This window comes from Streptomyces sp. NBC_01235 (assembly GCF_035989285.1).
GTDB lineage: Bacteria > Actinomycetota > Actinomycetes > Streptomycetales > Streptomycetaceae > Streptomyces.
In genome coordinates, this window is sequence record NZ_CP108513.1 from 6,341,885 (window position 1) to 6,358,844 (window position 16,960).

The 16,960-nt window shown below is 71.1% G+C and carries 12 protein-coding genes; 11 read left to right on the plus strand and 1 reads right to left on the minus strand.

The window, feature by feature from the left end; translation table 11 throughout:
• The first annotated feature begins 111 nt into the window (after positions 1-111).
• From OG289_RS28425 to OG289_RS28435, 3 genes are read left to right on the plus strand one after another with little or no spacing between them, the layout of a single operon-like run.
• Positions 112-321 carry a DUF4244 domain-containing protein gene (locus OG289_RS28425; RefSeq protein WP_327316883.1) on the plus strand — a complete coding sequence of 70 codons (210 nt, stop codon included), beginning with the start codon at positions 112-114 and terminating at the stop codon, positions 319-321.
• 58 nt (positions 322-379) lie between these two features.
• Positions 380-730, plus strand: coding sequence for a TadE family type IV pilus minor pilin (locus OG289_RS28430; RefSeq protein WP_327316884.1), 351 nt, complete (start codon positions 380-382; stop codon positions 728-730).
• Entirely contained in the window at positions 727-1,179 is a 453-nt protein-coding gene (locus OG289_RS28435) for an Rv3654c family TadE-like protein (RefSeq protein ID WP_327316885.1), read from the plus strand. The genes OG289_RS28430 and OG289_RS28435 overlap by 4 nt, the downstream gene beginning before the upstream one ends.
• On the opposite strand, the gene OG289_RS28440 is transcribed toward OG289_RS28435, so the two are convergent.
• A complete protein-coding gene (locus OG289_RS28440) occupies positions 1,067-3,598 on the minus strand; it encodes a DEAD/DEAH box helicase (RefSeq protein WP_327316886.1) in 2,532 nt (843 codons plus the stop codon). The two genes, OG289_RS28435 and OG289_RS28440, sit on opposite strands and share 113 nt — an antisense overlap.
• Before the next feature lie 81 nt (positions 3,599-3,679).
• Here OG289_RS28440 and bldG point away from each other — a divergent pair, with 81 nt between their 5' ends.
• The 8 genes from bldG to tmk all read left to right on the plus strand — a co-directional run bounded on the left by bldG (position 3,680) and on the right by tmk (position 16,957).
• On the plus strand, positions 3,680-4,021 hold the full coding sequence (bldG, locus tag OG289_RS28445; protein ID WP_009189842.1) for an anti-sigma factor antagonist BldG: 342 nt from the start codon (positions 3,680-3,682) through the stop codon (positions 4,019-4,021).
• A 116-nt stretch (positions 4,022-4,137) separates the two neighbouring features.
• Positions 4,138-4,572 carry an ATP-binding protein gene (locus OG289_RS28450; RefSeq protein WP_327316888.1) on the plus strand — a complete coding sequence of 145 codons (435 nt, stop codon included), beginning with the start codon at positions 4,138-4,140 and terminating at the stop codon, positions 4,570-4,572.
• A gap of 334 nt (positions 4,573-4,906) precedes the next feature.
• Positions 4,907-7,312 (plus strand): sodium-translocating pyrophosphatase, encoded by a 2,406-nt coding sequence (locus OG289_RS28455; protein ID WP_327316889.1) that lies wholly within the window; start codon positions 4,907-4,909, stop codon positions 7,310-7,312.
• Between the two features lie 194 nt (positions 7,313-7,506).
• A complete protein-coding gene (locus OG289_RS28460) occupies positions 7,507-8,106 on the plus strand; it encodes a small secreted protein (RefSeq protein ID WP_327316890.1) in 600 nt (199 codons plus the stop codon).
• A 183-nt stretch (positions 8,107-8,289) separates the two neighbouring features.
• Positions 8,290-9,819 (plus strand): DUF7059 domain-containing protein, encoded by a 1,530-nt coding sequence (locus tag OG289_RS28465; protein WP_442818966.1) that lies wholly within the window; start codon positions 8,290-8,292, stop codon positions 9,817-9,819.
• Between the two features lie 352 nt (positions 9,820-10,171).
• Complete coding sequence (locus OG289_RS28470; RefSeq protein ID WP_327316892.1) at positions 10,172-10,369, plus strand: hypothetical protein; 198 nt, start codon at positions 10,172-10,174, stop codon at positions 10,367-10,369.
• 350 nt (positions 10,370-10,719) lie between these two features.
• A complete protein-coding gene (gene topA, locus OG289_RS28475; protein WP_327316893.1) occupies positions 10,720-13,554 on the plus strand; it encodes a type I DNA topoisomerase in 2,835 nt (944 codons plus the stop codon).
• A gap of 136 nt (positions 13,555-13,690) precedes the next feature.
• Complete coding sequence (gene tmk, locus OG289_RS28480; protein WP_327316894.1) at positions 13,691-16,957, plus strand: dTMP kinase; 3,267 nt, start codon at positions 13,691-13,693, stop codon at positions 16,955-16,957.
• The last annotated feature ends 3 nt before the right edge of the window (positions 16,958-16,960 follow it).

Here is a 16,960-nt window from a genome sequence, read left to right on the forward strand (position 1 = left end):
GACCGCAGAGCGATCGAAAAGCGACAGATCAATACAACAGGTCAATACAACGGGCCAACACGACAGAGCAATGCGACAGACCAAACACGACTGAACCTCACGGGGGTTGAGATGTACAAGGCGGTACGGGCGCGGCTGTGCGCCCTGGTGCGCAGGGCGCGTGCGGCGCGCAGGGACGCGGGGATGGTGACGTCCGAGTACGCGATGGGGATCGTGGCGGCCGTGGGATTCGCGGTGCTCCTCTACCAGGTGGTGACGAGCGATGTGGTCGCCGCCGAGCTCCAGGACATCGTGAAACGGGCGCTCAGTGCGGGGGCGTGAGCGCCGACGGGAGCCCCGGCGAGCGGGCCGACGGGTACGCGGCGGGGACCGGGGGTTCGTGACGGCGGAGTCGGCCGTCGCGCTGCCGGTGCTGGCGGCGTTCGCGATGGCGCTGGTGTGGGGGCTGCTCGCGATGGCCGTTCAGATCCAGTGCGTGGACGCGGCCAGGACCGGCGCCCGGGCGGCGGCGCGGCAGGATCCGGCCGACGCGGTCCTGAAGGTGACCCGGGAGACGGCGCCGCGCGGGGCGGAGGTGACGGTCAGCAGGGAGGGCGACCAGGTCCGTGTGGTGGTCGTGGCGAAGCCACCGGTGCTGCGAGGGATGCTGCCCTTCGAGGTGCGGGAGGAGGCCGTGGCGGCGGCGGAGGAGGATGCGGGGACGGCGCCGGGCGTGGAGACGGGGTCATGAGGGTTCGTGACCGTGGTGGGCGCCGTGGGCGCCGTGGGGGCGGGGACCGTGGGTCCGCCACCGTGTGGAGCGTCGGCGCGATCGCCGTGCTGTGCGTGGTGTTCGGGGTCGTGCTCGCCCTCGGGCAGGCCGTGGCGGCCCGGCACCGAGCCGCGGGCGGCGCCGATCTCGCGGCGCTCGCGGCCGCCGACCACTGGACGGACGGCGTCGAGCAGGCCTGTGCCCGGGCGGACCGGGTGGCCCGGGCACAGGGCGCGCGGCTGGTGCGATGCGCCGTCGTCGGCGAGGTCTCGGATGTGACGGCGGCGTCGGGGCGGGGGCTGTTCGCGGCCGAGGTCAGGGCGCGGGCGGGCCCGGCGGATGCGGTGCCGACTCCGCTGCCCTCGCACCCTGCTGCTCCTCCACCGCCTCGGCCTTCTCTTCGGGAGCCTCCCGCAGCAGTTCCGTGAGCAGGCGTACGGCTCCCCTCTTGTGCAGCGGGTCGTTGCCGTTGCCGCACTTGGGGGACTGGATGCAGGACGGGCAGCCGGCGTCGCACTCGCAGGAGGCGATGGCCTGGCGGGTGGCGGTCAGCCAGGCGCGGGCCGTGTGGAAGGCGCGCTCCGCGAAGCCCGCGCCGCCGGGATGGCCGTCGTAGACGAAGACCGTCGGCAACAGCGTGTCGGGGTGGAGCGGGACCGACACGCCGCCGATGTCCCAGCGGTCGCAGGTCGCGAAGAGGGGCAGCATGCCGATCGAGGCGTGTTCGGCGGCGTGCAGGGCCCCGCCGAGGATCTCGGTGTTGATCCGGGCGGCGTCCAGCTGGTCCTCGGTGACGGTCCACCACACCGCGCGGGTGCGCAGTGTGCGAGGAGGGAGGTCGAGCTTCGACTCGCCCAGGACTTCGCCGGTCATGACACGTCGACGCAGGAAGGAGACGACCTGGTTGGTGACTTCGACCGAGCCGTAGCACAACCGGCCCTGGCCCCAGGGGATTTCGACGTCCGTCTCCAGGACGGAGATCGACGTCGTGTCGCGGGCGACCGTCGAGTACGGCGGGCTGGCCTCCTCGACCAGGGCGACGGAGTCCTCCAGGTCCAGGGAACGCACGAGATACGTGCGGCCCTGGTGGAGGTGGACCGCGCCCTCGTGGACGGTGGTGTGGGAGGCGCCCGCGTCGACCGTGCCGAGCAGCCGTCCCGTGCCGGACTCGACGATCTGGACCGGTCGGCCGCCCTCGCCGCGGATGTCCGTGAGGTCGGCCGCCCGTTCCCGGCGGGTCCAGTGCCAGGCCTTCGTCCGGCGGCGCAGCAGCTTCGCGGCCTCCAGCTGTGGCAGCAGGCCCTCGGTCTCGGGGCCGAACAGGGCCAGGTCCTCCTCGGTCAGTGGGAGTTCCGCGGCCGCCGCGCAAAGGTGCGGGGCGAGGACGTAGGGGTTGTCGGGGTCGAGGACCGTCGACTCCACCGGGCGGTCGAACAGCGCCTCCGGGTGATGCACCAGGAAGGTGTCCAGCGGGTCGTCCCGGGCGATCAGCACCGCCAGCGCCCCCTGCCCGGAGCGGCCCGCCCGGCCCGCCTGCTGCCACAGGGAGGCGCGGGTGCCCGGGTAGCCGGCGATCAGGACGGCGTCCAGGCCGGAGACGTCGATGCCGAGTTCCAAGGCGGTCGTGGCGGCCAGGCCGAGCAGTTCGCCCGAGTGCAGGGCCTGCTCCAGGGCACGCCGTTCCTCGGGGAGGTAACCGCCGCGGTACGCCGCGACACGCCGGGCGAGGGAGCGGTCGATCTCGGCGAGGCGCTCCTGGGCGATCACCGAGATCAGCTCGGCGCCGCGCCGGGAGCGGACGAAGGCCACGGTGCGTACGCCCAGGACGGCGAGGTCGGTCAGCAGGTCGGCGGTCTCGGCGGTGGCGGTACGCCGGACGGGTGCGCCCTTCTCGCCCAGCATCTCGGTGAGCGGGGGCTCCCAGAGGGCGAACACCAGTTCGCCGCGGGGTGCGGCGTCATCGGCGACCTCGACCACTGGGAGGCCGGTGAGGCGGCCGGCGGCCACCGCGGGCTCGGCGGCCGTCGCGGAGGCCAGCAGGAAGACGGGGGAGGCGCCGTAGCGGGCGCACAGACGGCGTAGCCGACGCAGCACCTGGGCGACGTGGGAGCCGAACACGCCGCGGTAGGTGTGGCACTCGTCGATGACGACGTACTTCAGGGACTTCAGGAAGGAGGACCAGCGGGGGTGGGACGGCAGGATGCCCCGGTGCAGCATGTCCGGGTTGGTCAGGACGTAGTTGGCGTACTGGCGGATCCACTCCCGTTCCTCGAACGGAGTGTCGCCGTCGTACACGGCCGGCCGTACGGCGTTGCCGAGAGGTTGTGAAAGTTCCTTCACGGAGCGGCACTGGTCCGCCGCCAGGGCCTTGGTGGGGGCCAGGTAGAGGGTGGTGGCCCCGCGGCCGTTCGGGGCCTCGGAGCCGTCCAGAAGGGCCGAGAGGACCGGCACGAGGTACGCCAGCGACTTGCCGGACGCGGTGCCCGTGGCGACGACCACCGACTCGCCGTCCAGGGCGTGCTCGGCGGCGCGGGCCTGGTGGGCCCAGGGGTGTTCGATGCCGCAGGCCTGCACGGCCGCGATGACCTCCGAACGAATCCGGTCCGGCCAGACGGCATGGCGGCCCTCGCGCGGGGGCAAGTGCTCCGTATGAGTGATGCGCGACGCCCGGCTCGGTCCCGGGGCGAGCCGGTCCAGGATCGCGCCCGGAGACAGGCGGGGCGCGGCCTGGGGCGAGGGTCGATCGGATCGGTGATTCTTGGCCATCGGCACCGAGTGTGTCACTGGCGTGACGGACAATGGAGCCAAGGCGTCGTGCACGCCTGCCGGTAAGTGATTGAATGCCATCGCGGCTGGCGTACCGTCCCGGGGGCTCCTGCCCAGGTGTCCCGAGGGGCGACCGCTCGATAGCAAGGTGCTGGAGGATCCGTGGACCTGTCCCTGTCGACCCGTACCGTCGGCGATCGTACGGTCGTCGAGGTCGGTGGCGAAATCGACGTATATACCGCGCCCAAGTTGCGCGAGCAGCTGGTCGAGCTGGTGAACGACGGCAATTTCCACCTCGTCGTCGACATGGAGGGCGTGGACTTCCTCGACTCCACCGGGCTCGGCGTGCTGGTCGGCGGACTGAAGCGGGTGCGTGCCCATGAGGGCTCGCTCCGGCTGGTCTGCAACCAGGAGCGTATTTTGAAGATCTTCCGCATCACGGGTCTGACCAAGGTGTTCCCGATTCACACCTCGGTCGACGAAGCGGTCGCTGCCACCGACTGACCACCCCGTCCCGGGCCGCCCAGCGCGGCCCGGGCACGGCTGGTTGAACAATGTGGGGGTCCGGGCCCCGTCGGTCCGGCCCTCCGACAGCACGCCCGTAGTTCCGAGGGGGATGCATGGCCACCGTTGAACTCCGCTTCAGCGCGCTGCCCGAGCACGTCAGGACCGCCCGACTGGTGGCGGCAGCGGTGGCGCGCAGGGCCGGAGTGGACGAGGCCGTCCTCGACGAGGTCAGGCTCGCCGTCGGTGAGGCCTGCACCCGTGCCGTCGGGCTGCACCAGAGCGGCGGCATCACCGCGCCCGTGAAGGTGCTGCTGATCGAGGAGGAGAAGCAGTTCTCCATCGAGGTCGGCGACGAGGCGCCGCATTCGGCTCCCGGCGAGCGGGTACCCGGCTCCGGCGGGGAAGCCGACGCGGAGACCGAGGAGGACGAGATGGGCCTCGCGGTCATCAGCGGCCTCGTCGACGACGTGGAGGTCACCGCCGGGGAACACGGCGGACTGATCCGCATGACCTGGCCGAGCGCGTCGGCGACCGCGACGCTGCCCTGACCCTGGCCGACCCGAGTCTCACGCATCACTCTCACCCGAAGGGCCCTACCTCGTAGGGCCCTTCGGCACGTGCGGCCCTCGATGACCGCGCTTACAGTGGTTCCCGTGAAGTTAATCTTGAAATCTCGGTGAGTGAATCGTGGCGAAGTGAATCTTCGCCACGAATTTCGTGAACCAATTCACGAGCGACAATGCCTTGAAGGCATTACCGCACGTGGTCGTGCGGGTTTTGCGCGCGAGGACGAATTCCGTTTGCCGGACACTGTTTTGATCAGGTTCCGGTACCTACAATCCGTCCACATCTTGAGCTCAGCCCAAGCGTCAAGGAGGACGAATGGCGGGGCTTTCTACCCCTCAGCGGTTGGACCACCACACAACCTTCGCAGCCGCCGTGCTGACCGACGGCAACCGCCTGCTCGTGGTGGTCATCGCGGTCGTGGCGCTGGCTGCACTCGTGGTCGCGGGCGTGCTGGTGCGCCAGGTACTCGCGGCCGGCGAGGGCACCGACAGCATGAAGAAGATCGCGGCGGCGGTCCAGGAAGGCGCCAACGCCTATCTGGCCCGGCAGCTGCGCACGCTCGGCGTATTCGCCGTCGTCGTGTTCTTCCTGCTCATGCTGCTGCCCGCGGACGACTGGAATCAACGCGCCGGACGGTCGATCTTCTTCCTGATCGGTGCGGCGTTCTCGGCCGCCACCGGCTATATCGGCATGTGGCTCGCCGTGCGCAGCAATGTGCGCGTCGCCGCGGCGGCCCGGGAAGCGACTCCGGCGGAAGGTGAGCCGGAAAAGGATCTCACCGCCGTCTCGCACAAAGCAATGAAGATCGCCTTCCGCACGGGCGGCGTCGTCGGCATGTTCACGGTGGGGCTCGGTCTGCTCGGCGCCGCCTGCGTCGTGCTGGTGTACGCGGCCGACGCGCCGAAGGTGCTGGAGGGCTTCGGACTCGGCGCGGCCCTCATCGCCATGTTCATGAGGGTCGGTGGAGGAATCTTCACCAAGGCCGCCGACGTCGGCGCCGACCTGGTCGGCAAGGTCGAGCAGGGCATTCCGGAGGACGACCCGCGCAACGCCGCGACCATCGCCGACAACGTGGGCGACAACGTCGGCGACTGCGCGGGCATGGCAGCCGACCTCTTCGAGTCGTACGCCGTGACCCTGGTCGCCGCGCTGATCCTCGGCAAGGTGGCCTTCGGGGACGCCGGGCTCGCCTTCCCGCTGCTCGTGCCGGCGATCGGCGTGCTCACGGCCATGGTCGGCATCTTCGCGGTCGCCCCGCGCCGCAGCGACCGCAGTGGCATGACCGCCATCAACCGGGGCTTCTTCATCTCCGCGGCGATCTCGCTCGTGCTGGTCGCCGTGGCCGTCTTCGTCTATCTCCCCAGCAAGTACGCCGACCTCGACGGTGTCACCGACGCCGCGATCCAGGGCAAGAACGGCGACCCGCGCGTCCTCGCCCTCGTCGCGGTGGCGATCGGCATTCTCCTGGCGGCCGTCATCCAGCAGTTGACGGGCTACTTCACGGAGACCACCCGTCGCCCGGTGCGCGACATCGGCAAGTCGTCGCTGACGGGCCCCGCCACCGTCGTCCTCGCCGGGATCTCCGTCGGGCTCGAATCGGCCGTCTACACCGCTCTGTTGATCGGTCTGGGCGTGTACGGGGCGTTCCTGCTCGGCGGTACGTCGATCATGCTGGCGCTGTTCGCGGTGGCACTGGCCGGCACCGGTCTGCTCACCACGGTCGGTGTGATCGTCGCGATGGACACCTTCGGGCCGGTCTCCGACAACGCGCAGGGCATCGCCGAGATGTCCGGTGACGTCGAGGGCGCGGGCGCTCAGGTGCTCACCAACCTCGACGCCGTCGGCAACACCACCAAGGCCATCACCAAGGGCATCGCCATCGCCACCGCCGTCCTGGCGGCGTCTGCGCTCTTCGGGTCGTACCGGGACGCGATCACGACCGGCGCGCAGGACGTCGGCGAGAAGCTCTCCGGGGCGGGTGCGCCGATGAGCCTGATGATGGACATCTCGCAGCCCAACAACCTCGTCGGCCTCATCGCGGGCGCGGCGGTCGTCTTCCTCTTCTCGGGGCTGGCGATCAACGCGGTTGCGCGGTCGGCGGGTTCCGTCGTGTTCGAGGTGCGGCGGCAGTTCCGCGAACACCCCGGGATCATGGACTACAGCGAGGAGCCGGAGTACGGCAAGGTCGTCGACATCTGCACCCGGGACGCCCTGCGCGAACTGGCCACCCCGGGGCTCCTCGCCGTCCTGGCGCCGATCTTCATCGGCTTCACGCTCGGTGTCGGAGCCCTGGGCGCGTTCCTGGCGGGCGCGATCGGCACGGGCACGCTGATGGCCGTCTTCCTCGCCAACTCCGGCGGCGCGTGGGACAACGCCAAGAAGCTCGTCGAGGACGGCCACCACGGCGGCAAGGGCAGCGAGGCGCACGCGGCCACGGTGATCGGGGACACCGTCGGCGACCCCTTCAAGGACACCGCCGGTCCGGCGATCAACCCGCTGCTGAAAGTCATGAACCTGGTGGCTCTGCTCATCGCGCCCGCGGTGATCAAGTTCAGCTACGGCGAGGACAAGAGCATCGGCGTACGGATCGTGATCGCGGTTCTCGCGCTCGTCGTCATCGTGGTCGCCGTGTACGTCTCCAAGCGGCGCGGCATCGCCGTGGGTGACGAAGACAACGCCGGTACTTCGTCCAAGTCGCCCGATCCGGCGGTGGTTTCGTAGACCTGCTGACCGGTTCCCAGCTCAAGAAGCGGGCGGACGACGCGTGTTGACGCGTCGTCCGCCCGCTGTGTCGCTCATGTGCCCGTGCCGTGAGCCTTCTCTCTCTTGGCGCAAATGGCTTCAATAATCTACATAATGGACATTCGTACTGGGGGTGTCGCCCGGTTGGCGTGTATGTTCCGGGGCCGAGAGCCATGGAAGGGACCAATCCGGTGAACAAGAAGCTCGCGGCCGCACTGTCCGGCGGTGCGGTACTGGTACTGGCGCTGTCGGGATGCAGCAGTGACGACGGCAACAAGGAGCTCGACGCCTGGGCCAAGCAGGTCTGCGACACGCTGCCCGCCCAGGACGCGAAGGTCGACGCGGCCAACGCCGCGATCAAGCAGGCCGCCACGGACAACAACGCCCCGGCGAACGTCCAGAAGACCGACTCGCAGGCCTTCCAGGACATGTCCGACGCCTACAGCGCGCTCGCTCAGGCCGTCCAGAAGGCCGGGACGCCGCCAGGCGTCGACGACGGCGAGAAGAAGCACAAGGACGCCGTCTCGGCGCTCACCACCCTCTCGACCTCCTACGCCGCCCTGAAGAAGCAGGTCGACGCGCTGGACACGAAGGATCAGGGGAAGTTCGCCGACGGCCTGGAGGGCATCGCCACCGACCTCGGCAAGCTGAGCAAGAGCGGCAACACCGCGCTGAAGAACCTCGAGCAGGGCGACGTCAAGGACGCCATGGCCAAGCAGGACAGCTGCAAGAAGGTGGCCGCCTCCGCCTCGGCCCGCGCCACGACGAGCTGAGACCGCGCCACGACGAGCTGAGACCGCGCCACGACGAGCCGAGACCGCGCCACGACGAGCCGAGACCGCGCCACGACGAGCCTGAGCCGAGGCCGGGCGACAAGAGGCCGAGGCCGGGCGGCGACGGGCTGAGGCCGTGCGCGGCCGGACGAAGGCACCCGTCGGGACGGGTGACGGGAGACAATGGGGGGCGTGAGTAACGCCACCCTGTCTCCCCTGCCCTCCGCCGACCGCCTCGACGTCGCCGCGCGGCTGCGCGAGGCCCTGCTCGCGGCCTCCTTCACCGCGGACGGTCTCCTCGAACTGCTCGGCGCCCCCGCCTACGCGGCCCTGGCCCGCAGCGAGACCGTGCCCGCACTGCGCGCGACCCGCGGGGAAACGCCGCTGGAGACGCTCGTCCGCCTCTTCCTGCTCCAGCAGCCCGTGCCGCACGCGCGCGTGGCGGGTTTTCTGCCCGTACGCGCGTGTGTGGAGAGCGGCTGGCTCGTCCCCACGGGTGCGGACGAGGTGGCCGCGACCGTGGACGTACGGCCGTACGGCGGGCCGGACGGTGAGGACTGGTTCATCGTGTCCGACCTGGGGTGCGCGGTCGGCGGCGCCGGCGGCATCGGCAACAAGGACGAGGGCGTCGTCCTGGGCGTGGGCGGCGCGTCGACGACCCTGGCCGGCATCACCGTCCGCAGGCCCGTCTCCGCCGCCCTCGACCTCGGCGCCGGTTCCGGCATCCAGGCGCTGCACGCCGCCCAGCACGCCACGCGCGTGACGGCGACCGATCTCAACCCGCGCGCCCTGCACATCACCGCGCTCACGCTCGCGCTGTCCGGAGCCCCGGCCGCGGACCTGCGCGAGGGCTCGCTCTTCGAGCCGGTCCGGGACGACGAGACGTACGACCTGATCGTGTCGAATCCACCGTTCGTGATCTCGCCCGGCGCCCGCCTGACCTACCGGGACGGCGGGATGGGCGGGGACGATCTGTGCCGCTCGCTCGTTCAGGGGGCGGGGGAACGGCTGAACGAGGGCGGGTTCGCGCAGTTCCTCGCCAACTGGCAGCACGTGGAAGGGGAGGACTGGCAGGACAGGCTCAGGTCGTGGGTGCCACGCGGGTGCGACGCCTGGATCGTGCAGCGCGAGGTGCAGGACGTCACGCAGTACGCCGAGCTCTGGCTGAGGGACGCCGGTGACCACCGGGGCGACCAGGCCGAGTACCAGGCGCGCTACGACGCATGGCTGGACGAGTTCGAGGCGCGCAAGGTGAAGGCCGTCGGCTTCGGCTGGATCACGCTGCGCAGAACGACGGCCGCAGAGCCCGTGATCACGGTGGAGGAGTGGCCGCACGCGGTCGAACAGCCGCTGGGCGACACGGTCGTGGCGCACTTCGAGCGGCTCGACTACCTGCGCGCGCACGACGACGCGGCCCTGCTCACCGAGCGCTTCCGGCTGGTCACGGAGGTCGTCCAGGAGCAGGTCGGGCTGCCCGGAGCCGAGGACCCGGAGCACGTCGTGCTGCGCCAGCACCGCGGCATGCGCCGGGCCACCAAGGTGGACACGGTCGGCGCGGGCTTCGCGGGCGTGTGCGACGGCTCGCTGGGCGCCGGCCGGATTCTCGACGCCATCGCGCAACTGGTGGGTGAGGATCCGGTGTTGCTGCGGGACCGCACTCCGGCCCAGATCCGCGTGCTGGTGGAGCAGGGATTCCTCGAACCGGCGGAGTGACCTCGAACCGGCGGAGTGACCCGGTGGGATCAGGATGGTCCCGGATCCGGCAGAGAGAGCGACAAGAGCAAGATCGTATGTACGGAGGGTCGGCCGTCAATGGGGAGGCGACCTGAAAAACATCCGCATCCGGTTCGGTGTGGGCCGTCGCACTCCGACGCCCGCCCGGACCGCGCCCGGACCGCGGCCTCGCCCGCGCCGCCGATCGCCCTCGGTCCCGACGGCTCACCGAACCCTCCGCCCCCACCCGTGGTCCCGGCGTTCACCTCGGGTTCGCCGGGACGCCGCCCGCGCGTGACAGCCTCCCGGGACTGGGGCATGCGCGAGTGGGAGCAAAGGGGCGCGGACGATCATGGAGAGTGGGCCGGCGATCTTCGCGGGAACGGTGTTCGCCCTGTTCGGGGGCGCGCTATTGATGTGGACCGCGGTCCGGGTGCGGCACCGCGAACCCGTGGCCCAAAGTGTGAGCCCCGTCGCATCGGCGACCCTCGCGACCGTCGCCGCGGTCGCCGCGCTGGCCGTCGGAACCTGGTGCTTCACCCGTCTCTGAAACCACCGCCCCAGGCCGCCTCCCGGACCACCTCCCGACCGTCTCCGAGACCGACTTCGGGACAGACTTCGGGACAGACTTCGAGGAGCTCGCCGGACCCCCTACCCGCCGGGTGAGCGTGGTCACGCCGGTAAAGGAGAGGACGCGTTCCGGTCGTACGGAAAAGGGCCGGTCGGTACTCCGGGCGGCAGGAATGGCGGTAGTCGGGTTACCGTTCGAGTGGCCGTTGCGGGCTTTTCCCGTTTGACACGGGGGCGGGATGTACCGTCACACTCCGCAGCGTCACCATGACCCGACCCCGGGAGCAAGGCCTGGGGAGGCCCCAGCGTCGACCGGAGAGAAGAGCGAAGTTGTCCCCGACCAGCGAGACCGCGAAGGGCGGCCGCCGACTCGTGATCGTCGAGTCGCCTGCCAAGGCGAAGACGATCAAGGGTTACCTCGGCCCTGGCTACATCGTCGAGGCCAGCGTCGGGCACATCCGCGACCTTCCGAACGGTGCCGCGGAGGTGCCGGACCAGTACACGGGCGAGGTCCGCCGCCTCGGTGTGGACGTCGAACACGACTTCCAGCCGATCTATGTGGTCAACGCCGACAAGCGGGCCCAGGTCAAGAAGCTCAAGGACCTGCTCAAGGAGTCCGACGAGCTCTTCCTCGCCACCGATGAGGACCGGGAGGGCGAGGCGATCGCCTGGCACCTCCAGGAGGTCCTCAAGCCCAAGATCCCCGTCAAGCGGATGGTCTTCCACGAGATCACCAAGGACGCGATCCGGGCCGCCGTCGCCAACCCGCGCCAGCTCAACCAGAAGCTCGTCGACGCCCAGGAGACCCGCCGCATCCTCGACCGCCTCTACGGCTACGAGGTCTCGCCGGTCCTGTGGAAGAAGGTCATGCCGCGTCTGTCGGCCGGCCGTGTCCAGTCCGTCGCGACGCGACTTGTCGTCGAGCGGGAACGCGAGCGCATCGCGTTTCGTTCCGCTGAGTACTGGGACCTGACGGGCACCTTCTCGACCGGCCGAGCCGGCGACCTGTCGGACCCGTCGTCGCTGGTCGCCCGCCTCCAGACCGTCGACGGCAGGCGGGTCGCGCAGGGCCGCGACTTCGACTCCCTGGGACAACTCAAGAGCGCGAACATCCTCCACCTGGACGAGGCGAACGCCCGCGCCCTGGCCGCCGCCCTGGAGAACACGAACTTCTCCGTCCGGTCCGTCGAGTCGAAGCCGTACCGCCGCTCGCCGTACGCCCCGTTCCGTACGACGACGCTCCAGCAGGAGGCCAGCCGCAAGCTCGGCTTCGGCGCCAAGGCCACCATGCAGGTCGCGCAGAAGCTGTACGAGAACGGCTACATCACGTACATGCGTACGGACTCCACGACGCTGAGCGAGACGGCGATCTCCGCCGCCCGCGCCCAGGTCACGCAGCTGTACGGTGCCGACTACCTGCCGGCCCAGCCGCGCACGTACGCCGGGAAGGTCAAGAACGCGCAGGAGGCGCACGAGGCGATTCGCCCCTCGGGTGATCGTTTCCGCACGCCTGCCGAGACGGGCCTGACCGGCGACCAGTTCAAGCTCTACGAGCTGATCTGGAAGCGGACGGTCGCCTCCCAGATGAAGGACGCGACCGGTAACAGCGTCACGGTGAAGATCGGCGGCGCGGCCGCCGACGGCCGGGACGTCGAGTTCAGCGCCTCCGGCAAGACGATCACCTTCCACGGCTTCCTGAAGGCGTACGTCGAGGGCGCCGACGACCCGAACGCCGAGCTGGACGACCGCGAGCGCCGCCTGCCCCAGGTCGGCGAGGGCGACGCGCTGTCCGCCGAGGAGATCACGGTCGACGGGCACGCCACCAAGCCCCCGGCCCGCTACACCGAGGCCAGCCTGGTCAAGGAGCTCGAAGAGCGCGAGATCGGCCGCCCGTCGACGTACGCGTCGATCATCGGCACGATCCTCGACCGCGGCTATGTGTTCAAGAAGGGCACGGCTCTCGTGCCGTCCTTCCTGTCCTTCGCCGTGGTCAACCTCCTGGAGAAGCACTTCGGGCGGCTCGTCGACTACGACTTCACCGCCAAGATGGAGGACGACCTCGACCGCATCGCCCGCGGTGAGGCGCAGGCCGTGCCGTGGCTGAAGCGGTTCTATTTCGGCGAGGGCACGGGCCACGGTGGTGCGGCCGAGGCCGGCAACGGTGACGGGGACCACCTCGGCGGCCTCAAGGAGCTGGTGACCGACCTGGGCGCGATCGACGCGCGCGAGGTGTCGTCGTTCCCCGTGGGCAACGACATCGTGCTGCGGGTCGGGCGCTACGGCCCCTACATCGAGCGCGGCGAGAAGGACTCCGAGGGCCACCAGCGCGCGGACGTGCCGGAGGATCTGGCCCCGGACGAGCTCTCCATCGAGCATGCGGAGGAGCTGCTCGCCAAGCCGAGCGGCGACTTCGAGCTGGGCACCGACCCGGAGTCGGGCCACCAGATCATCGCCAGGGACGGCCGTTACGGCCCGTACGTCACCGAGGTGCTCCCCGAGGGCACCCCGAAGACCGGCAAGAACGCCGTCAAGCCGCGTACGGCCTCGCTGTTCAAGTCGATGTCCCTGGACACGGTCACGCTGGCGGACGCCCTCAAGCTGATGTCGCTGCCGCGTGTCGTCGGCGCCGACGCGGAGGGCGTGGAGATCACCGCGCAGAACGGCCGCTACGGGCCGTACCTGAAGAAGGGCACGGACTCGCGGTCGCTGCAGACCGAGGACCAGCTCTTCACGATCACCCTCGACGAGGCGCTGGAGATCTACTCCCAGCCCAAGCAGCGGGGCCGGGCAGCCGCCAAGCCGCCGCTGAAGGAGCTGGGCGCCGACCCGGTCAGCGGAAAGCCGGTCGTCGTCAAGGACGGTCGTTTCGGACCGTACGTCACCGACGGGGAGACCAACGCGACCCTGCGCTCCGGCGACAGTGTCGAGGAGATCACCCCGGAGCGCGGCTTCGAGCTGCTCGCCGAGAAGCGCGCCAAGGCGCCGGCCAAGAAGACGGCCAAGAAGGCGCCCGCGAAGAAGGCGACGGCGAAGAAGGCGGCCCCGGCCAAGAAGACCGCTGCCAAGAAGACCGCCGCGAAGACGACCACGGCGAAGAAGACGACGACCGCGAAGAAGACGGTCGCGAAGAAGGCGACGGCTTCCCCGTCCTCGTCGGAGGACTGATCGACGGCTGAGCCGAGCCACGGCTCCTCCACGGCGAGTTCGCGAAACGAACGCTCCGGCATCACTTTGGTGTCGGGGCGGTCGTACGTGCGGACGGGGGCCTCGGACTGTCAGCCGCGGCCGATAGGCTGAATGCATGACGCGAGCCGAGCAGCCAACGGCCCACCACCCGGCCCCGGACAACGCCCTGGTGGCGGACTCCCGTGAGCGCGCCGTGCGCGCCCTGTTGCGCGAGCCACAGCTCAAACGGCTCTGGAGCGCGCAGTTGGTGGGCGGTGTGGGAGACGCCCTCGCACTCCTGGTGTTCGTCCTCCTCGTCCTCCAGGCGGCCATCGCCGAGGGCTCCTTCGGAGGCGGCTACCGGGGCGTGGCGTTCGCAGTGGCGATCGTCTTCGGGGTGCGCATTCTGGCCACCCTGCTCTTCGGTGCCGTCCTCCTGGGCCCGTTGACCTCACTGACCTCACCGGACGGCCCGCTCGACCGCCGCTGGACCATGGTCGGCGCGGACGGCTTGCGCGCCGCGCTGCTGATCGTCGCGCCCCTGTGGATCGACTGGATGCCGGACGACGCACTGGCCCTGCTGCTCGTCACGGTCTTCGTGACCGGGGTCGCCGAGCGGTTCTGGACGGTCGCCCGCGAGAGCGCGGCCCCCGCCCTGCTGCCCGCGCCGCCCCTGGAGGGCGCGACCGTACGCCCGTTGCCGGACCACATGGACGCCCTGCGCCGCCTGTTTCTGCGCACGGGTTTTGTGACGATCCCGCTGGGTGCGGCCACCCTGGTCGTCGCGGCATTGTTCAACAATCTCCTGGGCGCCGGGATCGACTGGTTCGGCCAGCACCAGGCGGCCCTCTCCTCGTACGTCGCCGGGGGGCTGTTCGCCGGGTCCCTGTCCATCGTGACGTTCCTGGAGCTGCCCTCGGTCCGCACCCCCCGCGCGCGGTCGCCGCTCGAAGGACTGCGCCGCCCCAGGACCGCCACCGGAGTCGACGCGGGCCGCACGGGCGCGATCCCGCTGCTGGTCCTCGCCTGCGCCGCCGTCGCCGCGGCGATCTCCGCCGCCGTCGCCGTGGCCGTGCTGCACGCCAAGGACCTGGGCGGCGGCCCGGTGCTGTACGGGCTGCTCGTTCTCGGGCTGACCGGCGGCGTCGTCGTCGGTGTGCGTACGGCACCGAAGGTGCTGGTGACGCTGTCCCGGCGGCGGCTGCTCGCACTGGCCATCGCCTTCACCGGCGTGGCACTGCTGGCCGCCGGGCTGGTCCCGGACGTCACCAGCGTGCTGCTGATCGTGGCCCTGGCCGGCGTCGGCGCGGGCGTCGCCGCCAACACCGGGCACGCGCTGCTCGACCAGGAGACGGAGGAACACCGCCGCACGCGGACGACGGAACACCTGCACGCGGTGGTGCGGGTCCTCGTGGCGCTCGCCGCGGTGATCGCCCCGCTGGTGGCCGCGCTCATCGGGCCGCACCGGCTGGAGAACGGCAAGTTCGTGTTCGCACACGGAGGAGCCGCGTTCACGCTGATGCTGGTCGGCGCGCTGCTGCTGCCGGTGGCCGCACTGGTGCTGGCCAAGGTCGACGACCGCTCCGGCGTCCCGCTGAGGCAGGACCTGCGGGACGCGCTGCTGGGCGGCGACGACCCGGTGCAGACCTCGGCCGGGCACGGCTTCTTCATTGCCCTGGAGGGTGGTGACGGCGCCGGCAAGTCCACCCAGGCCGAGGCGCTCGCCGAGTGGATCAGGGCCAAGGGCCACGAGGTCGTCCTCACACGCGAGCCGGGGGCCACGCCCGTGGGCAAGCGGCTGCGCTCGATCCTGCTGGACGTCTCCAGCGCCGGCCTCTCGCACCGCGCGGAGGCGCTGCTGTACGCGGCGGACCGCGCGGAGCACGTCGACACGGTCGTGCGGCCCGCCCTGGAGCGTGGCGCGGTCGTGATCACCGACCGGTACATCGACTCGTCCGTCGCCTATCAGGGCGCCGGCCGCGACCTGTCCCCGACCGAGATCGCAAGGATCTCGCGCTGGGCGACGAACGGCCTGGTGCCGCATCTGACGGTCCTGCTGGACGTGTCCCCGGAGGCCGCCCGCGAGCGCTTCACGGAGGCCCCGGACCGGCTGGAGTCGGAGCCGGCCGAGTTCCACGCGCGCGTGCGCTCCGGTTTCCTCACGCTGGCCGCCGCCGACCCGGGCCGCTACCTGGTGGTCGACGCGGCCCAGGAGCCCGAGGCCGTCACGGCCGTCGTCCGGCACCGGCTCGACCAGCTGCTGCCCCTGTCCGAGGCCGAGATCAAGGCCCAGGAGGAGGCGCGCAAGAAGGCCGAGGAGGAGGCCCGCCGCAAGGCCGAGGAAGAGGCCGCCCGCAAGGCCGAGGAGGAGCGCCTGGAGCGCGAGCGCCAGGAGCAGCTCGCCAAGCTGCGCGCCGAGGAGGAGGAGCGCAAGCGGCGCGAGCTGGAGGAGGCGCAGCGGCGCGAGGCCGAACGGCAGGCCGAAGAGGCCCGGCTGCGCGCCGAGGAGGCACGCAGGCGTGCCGAGGAGGAGCGGGTCCGACTCCTCGCGGAGGAGAAGGCCCGCGCCGAGGAGGAGGCCCGTCGCAAGGCGGAGGAGGAGCGGCGCCGCAAGCAGGCCGAGGAGGAGGCGCGGCTGCGCGCCGAGGCCGAGGCGCTGCGCCTGGAGAAGCAGCGCAAGGCTGAGGAGGCGCTGTTGCGGGCCGAGGCGGCCCGGCGCGCGGCGGAGCAGGCAGCGGCGGCGGCGCAGGTCGGCCCGAAGCCCCCGCGCCCCACCGCGGCCACGGCTCCGGCGACCCCGGCGGTCCCGCCGGAGGCGGTGACCGTGCCGACGCCGGTGGTGACCCCGACGAACGCGTCGGGCGGGCCGGTGGACGAGACGGCGGTGCTGCCGCCGATCCGGATGGACAAGGAGCCCGAGCAGCCGCAGGCGCAGTCCTCCCGGCCGTCCGGGAAGGCTTCCGGGAAGCCCTCGGGCTCCGCCGGGGGAGCAGACGCCGAGGTGACGGCCGAGCTGCCGCAGCCTTCGATGCCGACGGGAGCGGCGGACGAGACGGCGGTTCTGCCATCGGTGCGCGATCAGGGCGCCGAGGACGAGACGGCCGTACTGCCTCCGGTGCGGGACGAGAGCCCTTCGGACCGGGTGCCGCCGGGGTACTTCCGCGACGAGCGGGGCGAGAGCGGCAGGAGTGGCGGGTCGCGGCCGGACGGGGGCGACGACCGTACGCGCGAGCTGCCGCAGGTCGACGAGGAGGGCACGCCCCGCCAGCGCCCCCGGTCGGACTGGGCCGAGGAGACCCCGCTGGACGACCTGCCCTCGCTCGCGGACGAACTGCTGGGACCGCACCGGGACGAGGACGGCTACGACGAGGGCCGGGGCGGCGGCCGGGGGCGTCGGCGCTGAGCG

Excerpts from the sequence above, each read along its gene's own strand:
- OG289_RS28465 (WP_442818966.1), top strand. The coding sequence starts at position 8,290 with ATGGGGGGCGTGAGTAACGCCACCCTGTCTCCCCTGCCCTCCGCCGAC.
- OG289_RS28435 (WP_327316885.1), top strand. The coding sequence starts at position 727 with ATGAGGGTTCGTGACCGTGGTGGGCGCCGTGGGCGCCGTGGGGGCGGG.
- OG289_RS28455 (WP_327316889.1), top strand. The coding sequence starts at position 4,907 with ATGGCGGGGCTTTCTACCCCTCAGCGGTTGGACCACCACACAACCTTC.
- OG289_RS28450 (WP_327316888.1), top strand. The coding sequence starts at position 4,138 with ATGGCCACCGTTGAACTCCGCTTCAGCGCGCTGCCCGAGCACGTCAGG.
- OG289_RS28440 (WP_327316886.1), bottom strand. The coding sequence starts at position 3,598 with ATGGCATTCAATCACTTACCGGCAGGCGTGCACGACGCCTTGGCTCCA.
- OG289_RS28470 (WP_327316892.1), top strand. The coding sequence starts at position 10,172 with ATGGAGAGTGGGCCGGCGATCTTCGCGGGAACGGTGTTCGCCCTGTTC.
- OG289_RS28425 (WP_327316883.1), top strand. The coding sequence starts at position 112 with ATGTACAAGGCGGTACGGGCGCGGCTGTGCGCCCTGGTGCGCAGGGCG.
- OG289_RS28460 (WP_327316890.1), top strand. The coding sequence starts at position 7,507 with ATGGAAGGGACCAATCCGGTGAACAAGAAGCTCGCGGCCGCACTGTCC.
- tmk (WP_327316894.1), top strand. The coding sequence starts at position 13,691 with ATGACGCGAGCCGAGCAGCCAACGGCCCACCACCCGGCCCCGGACAAC.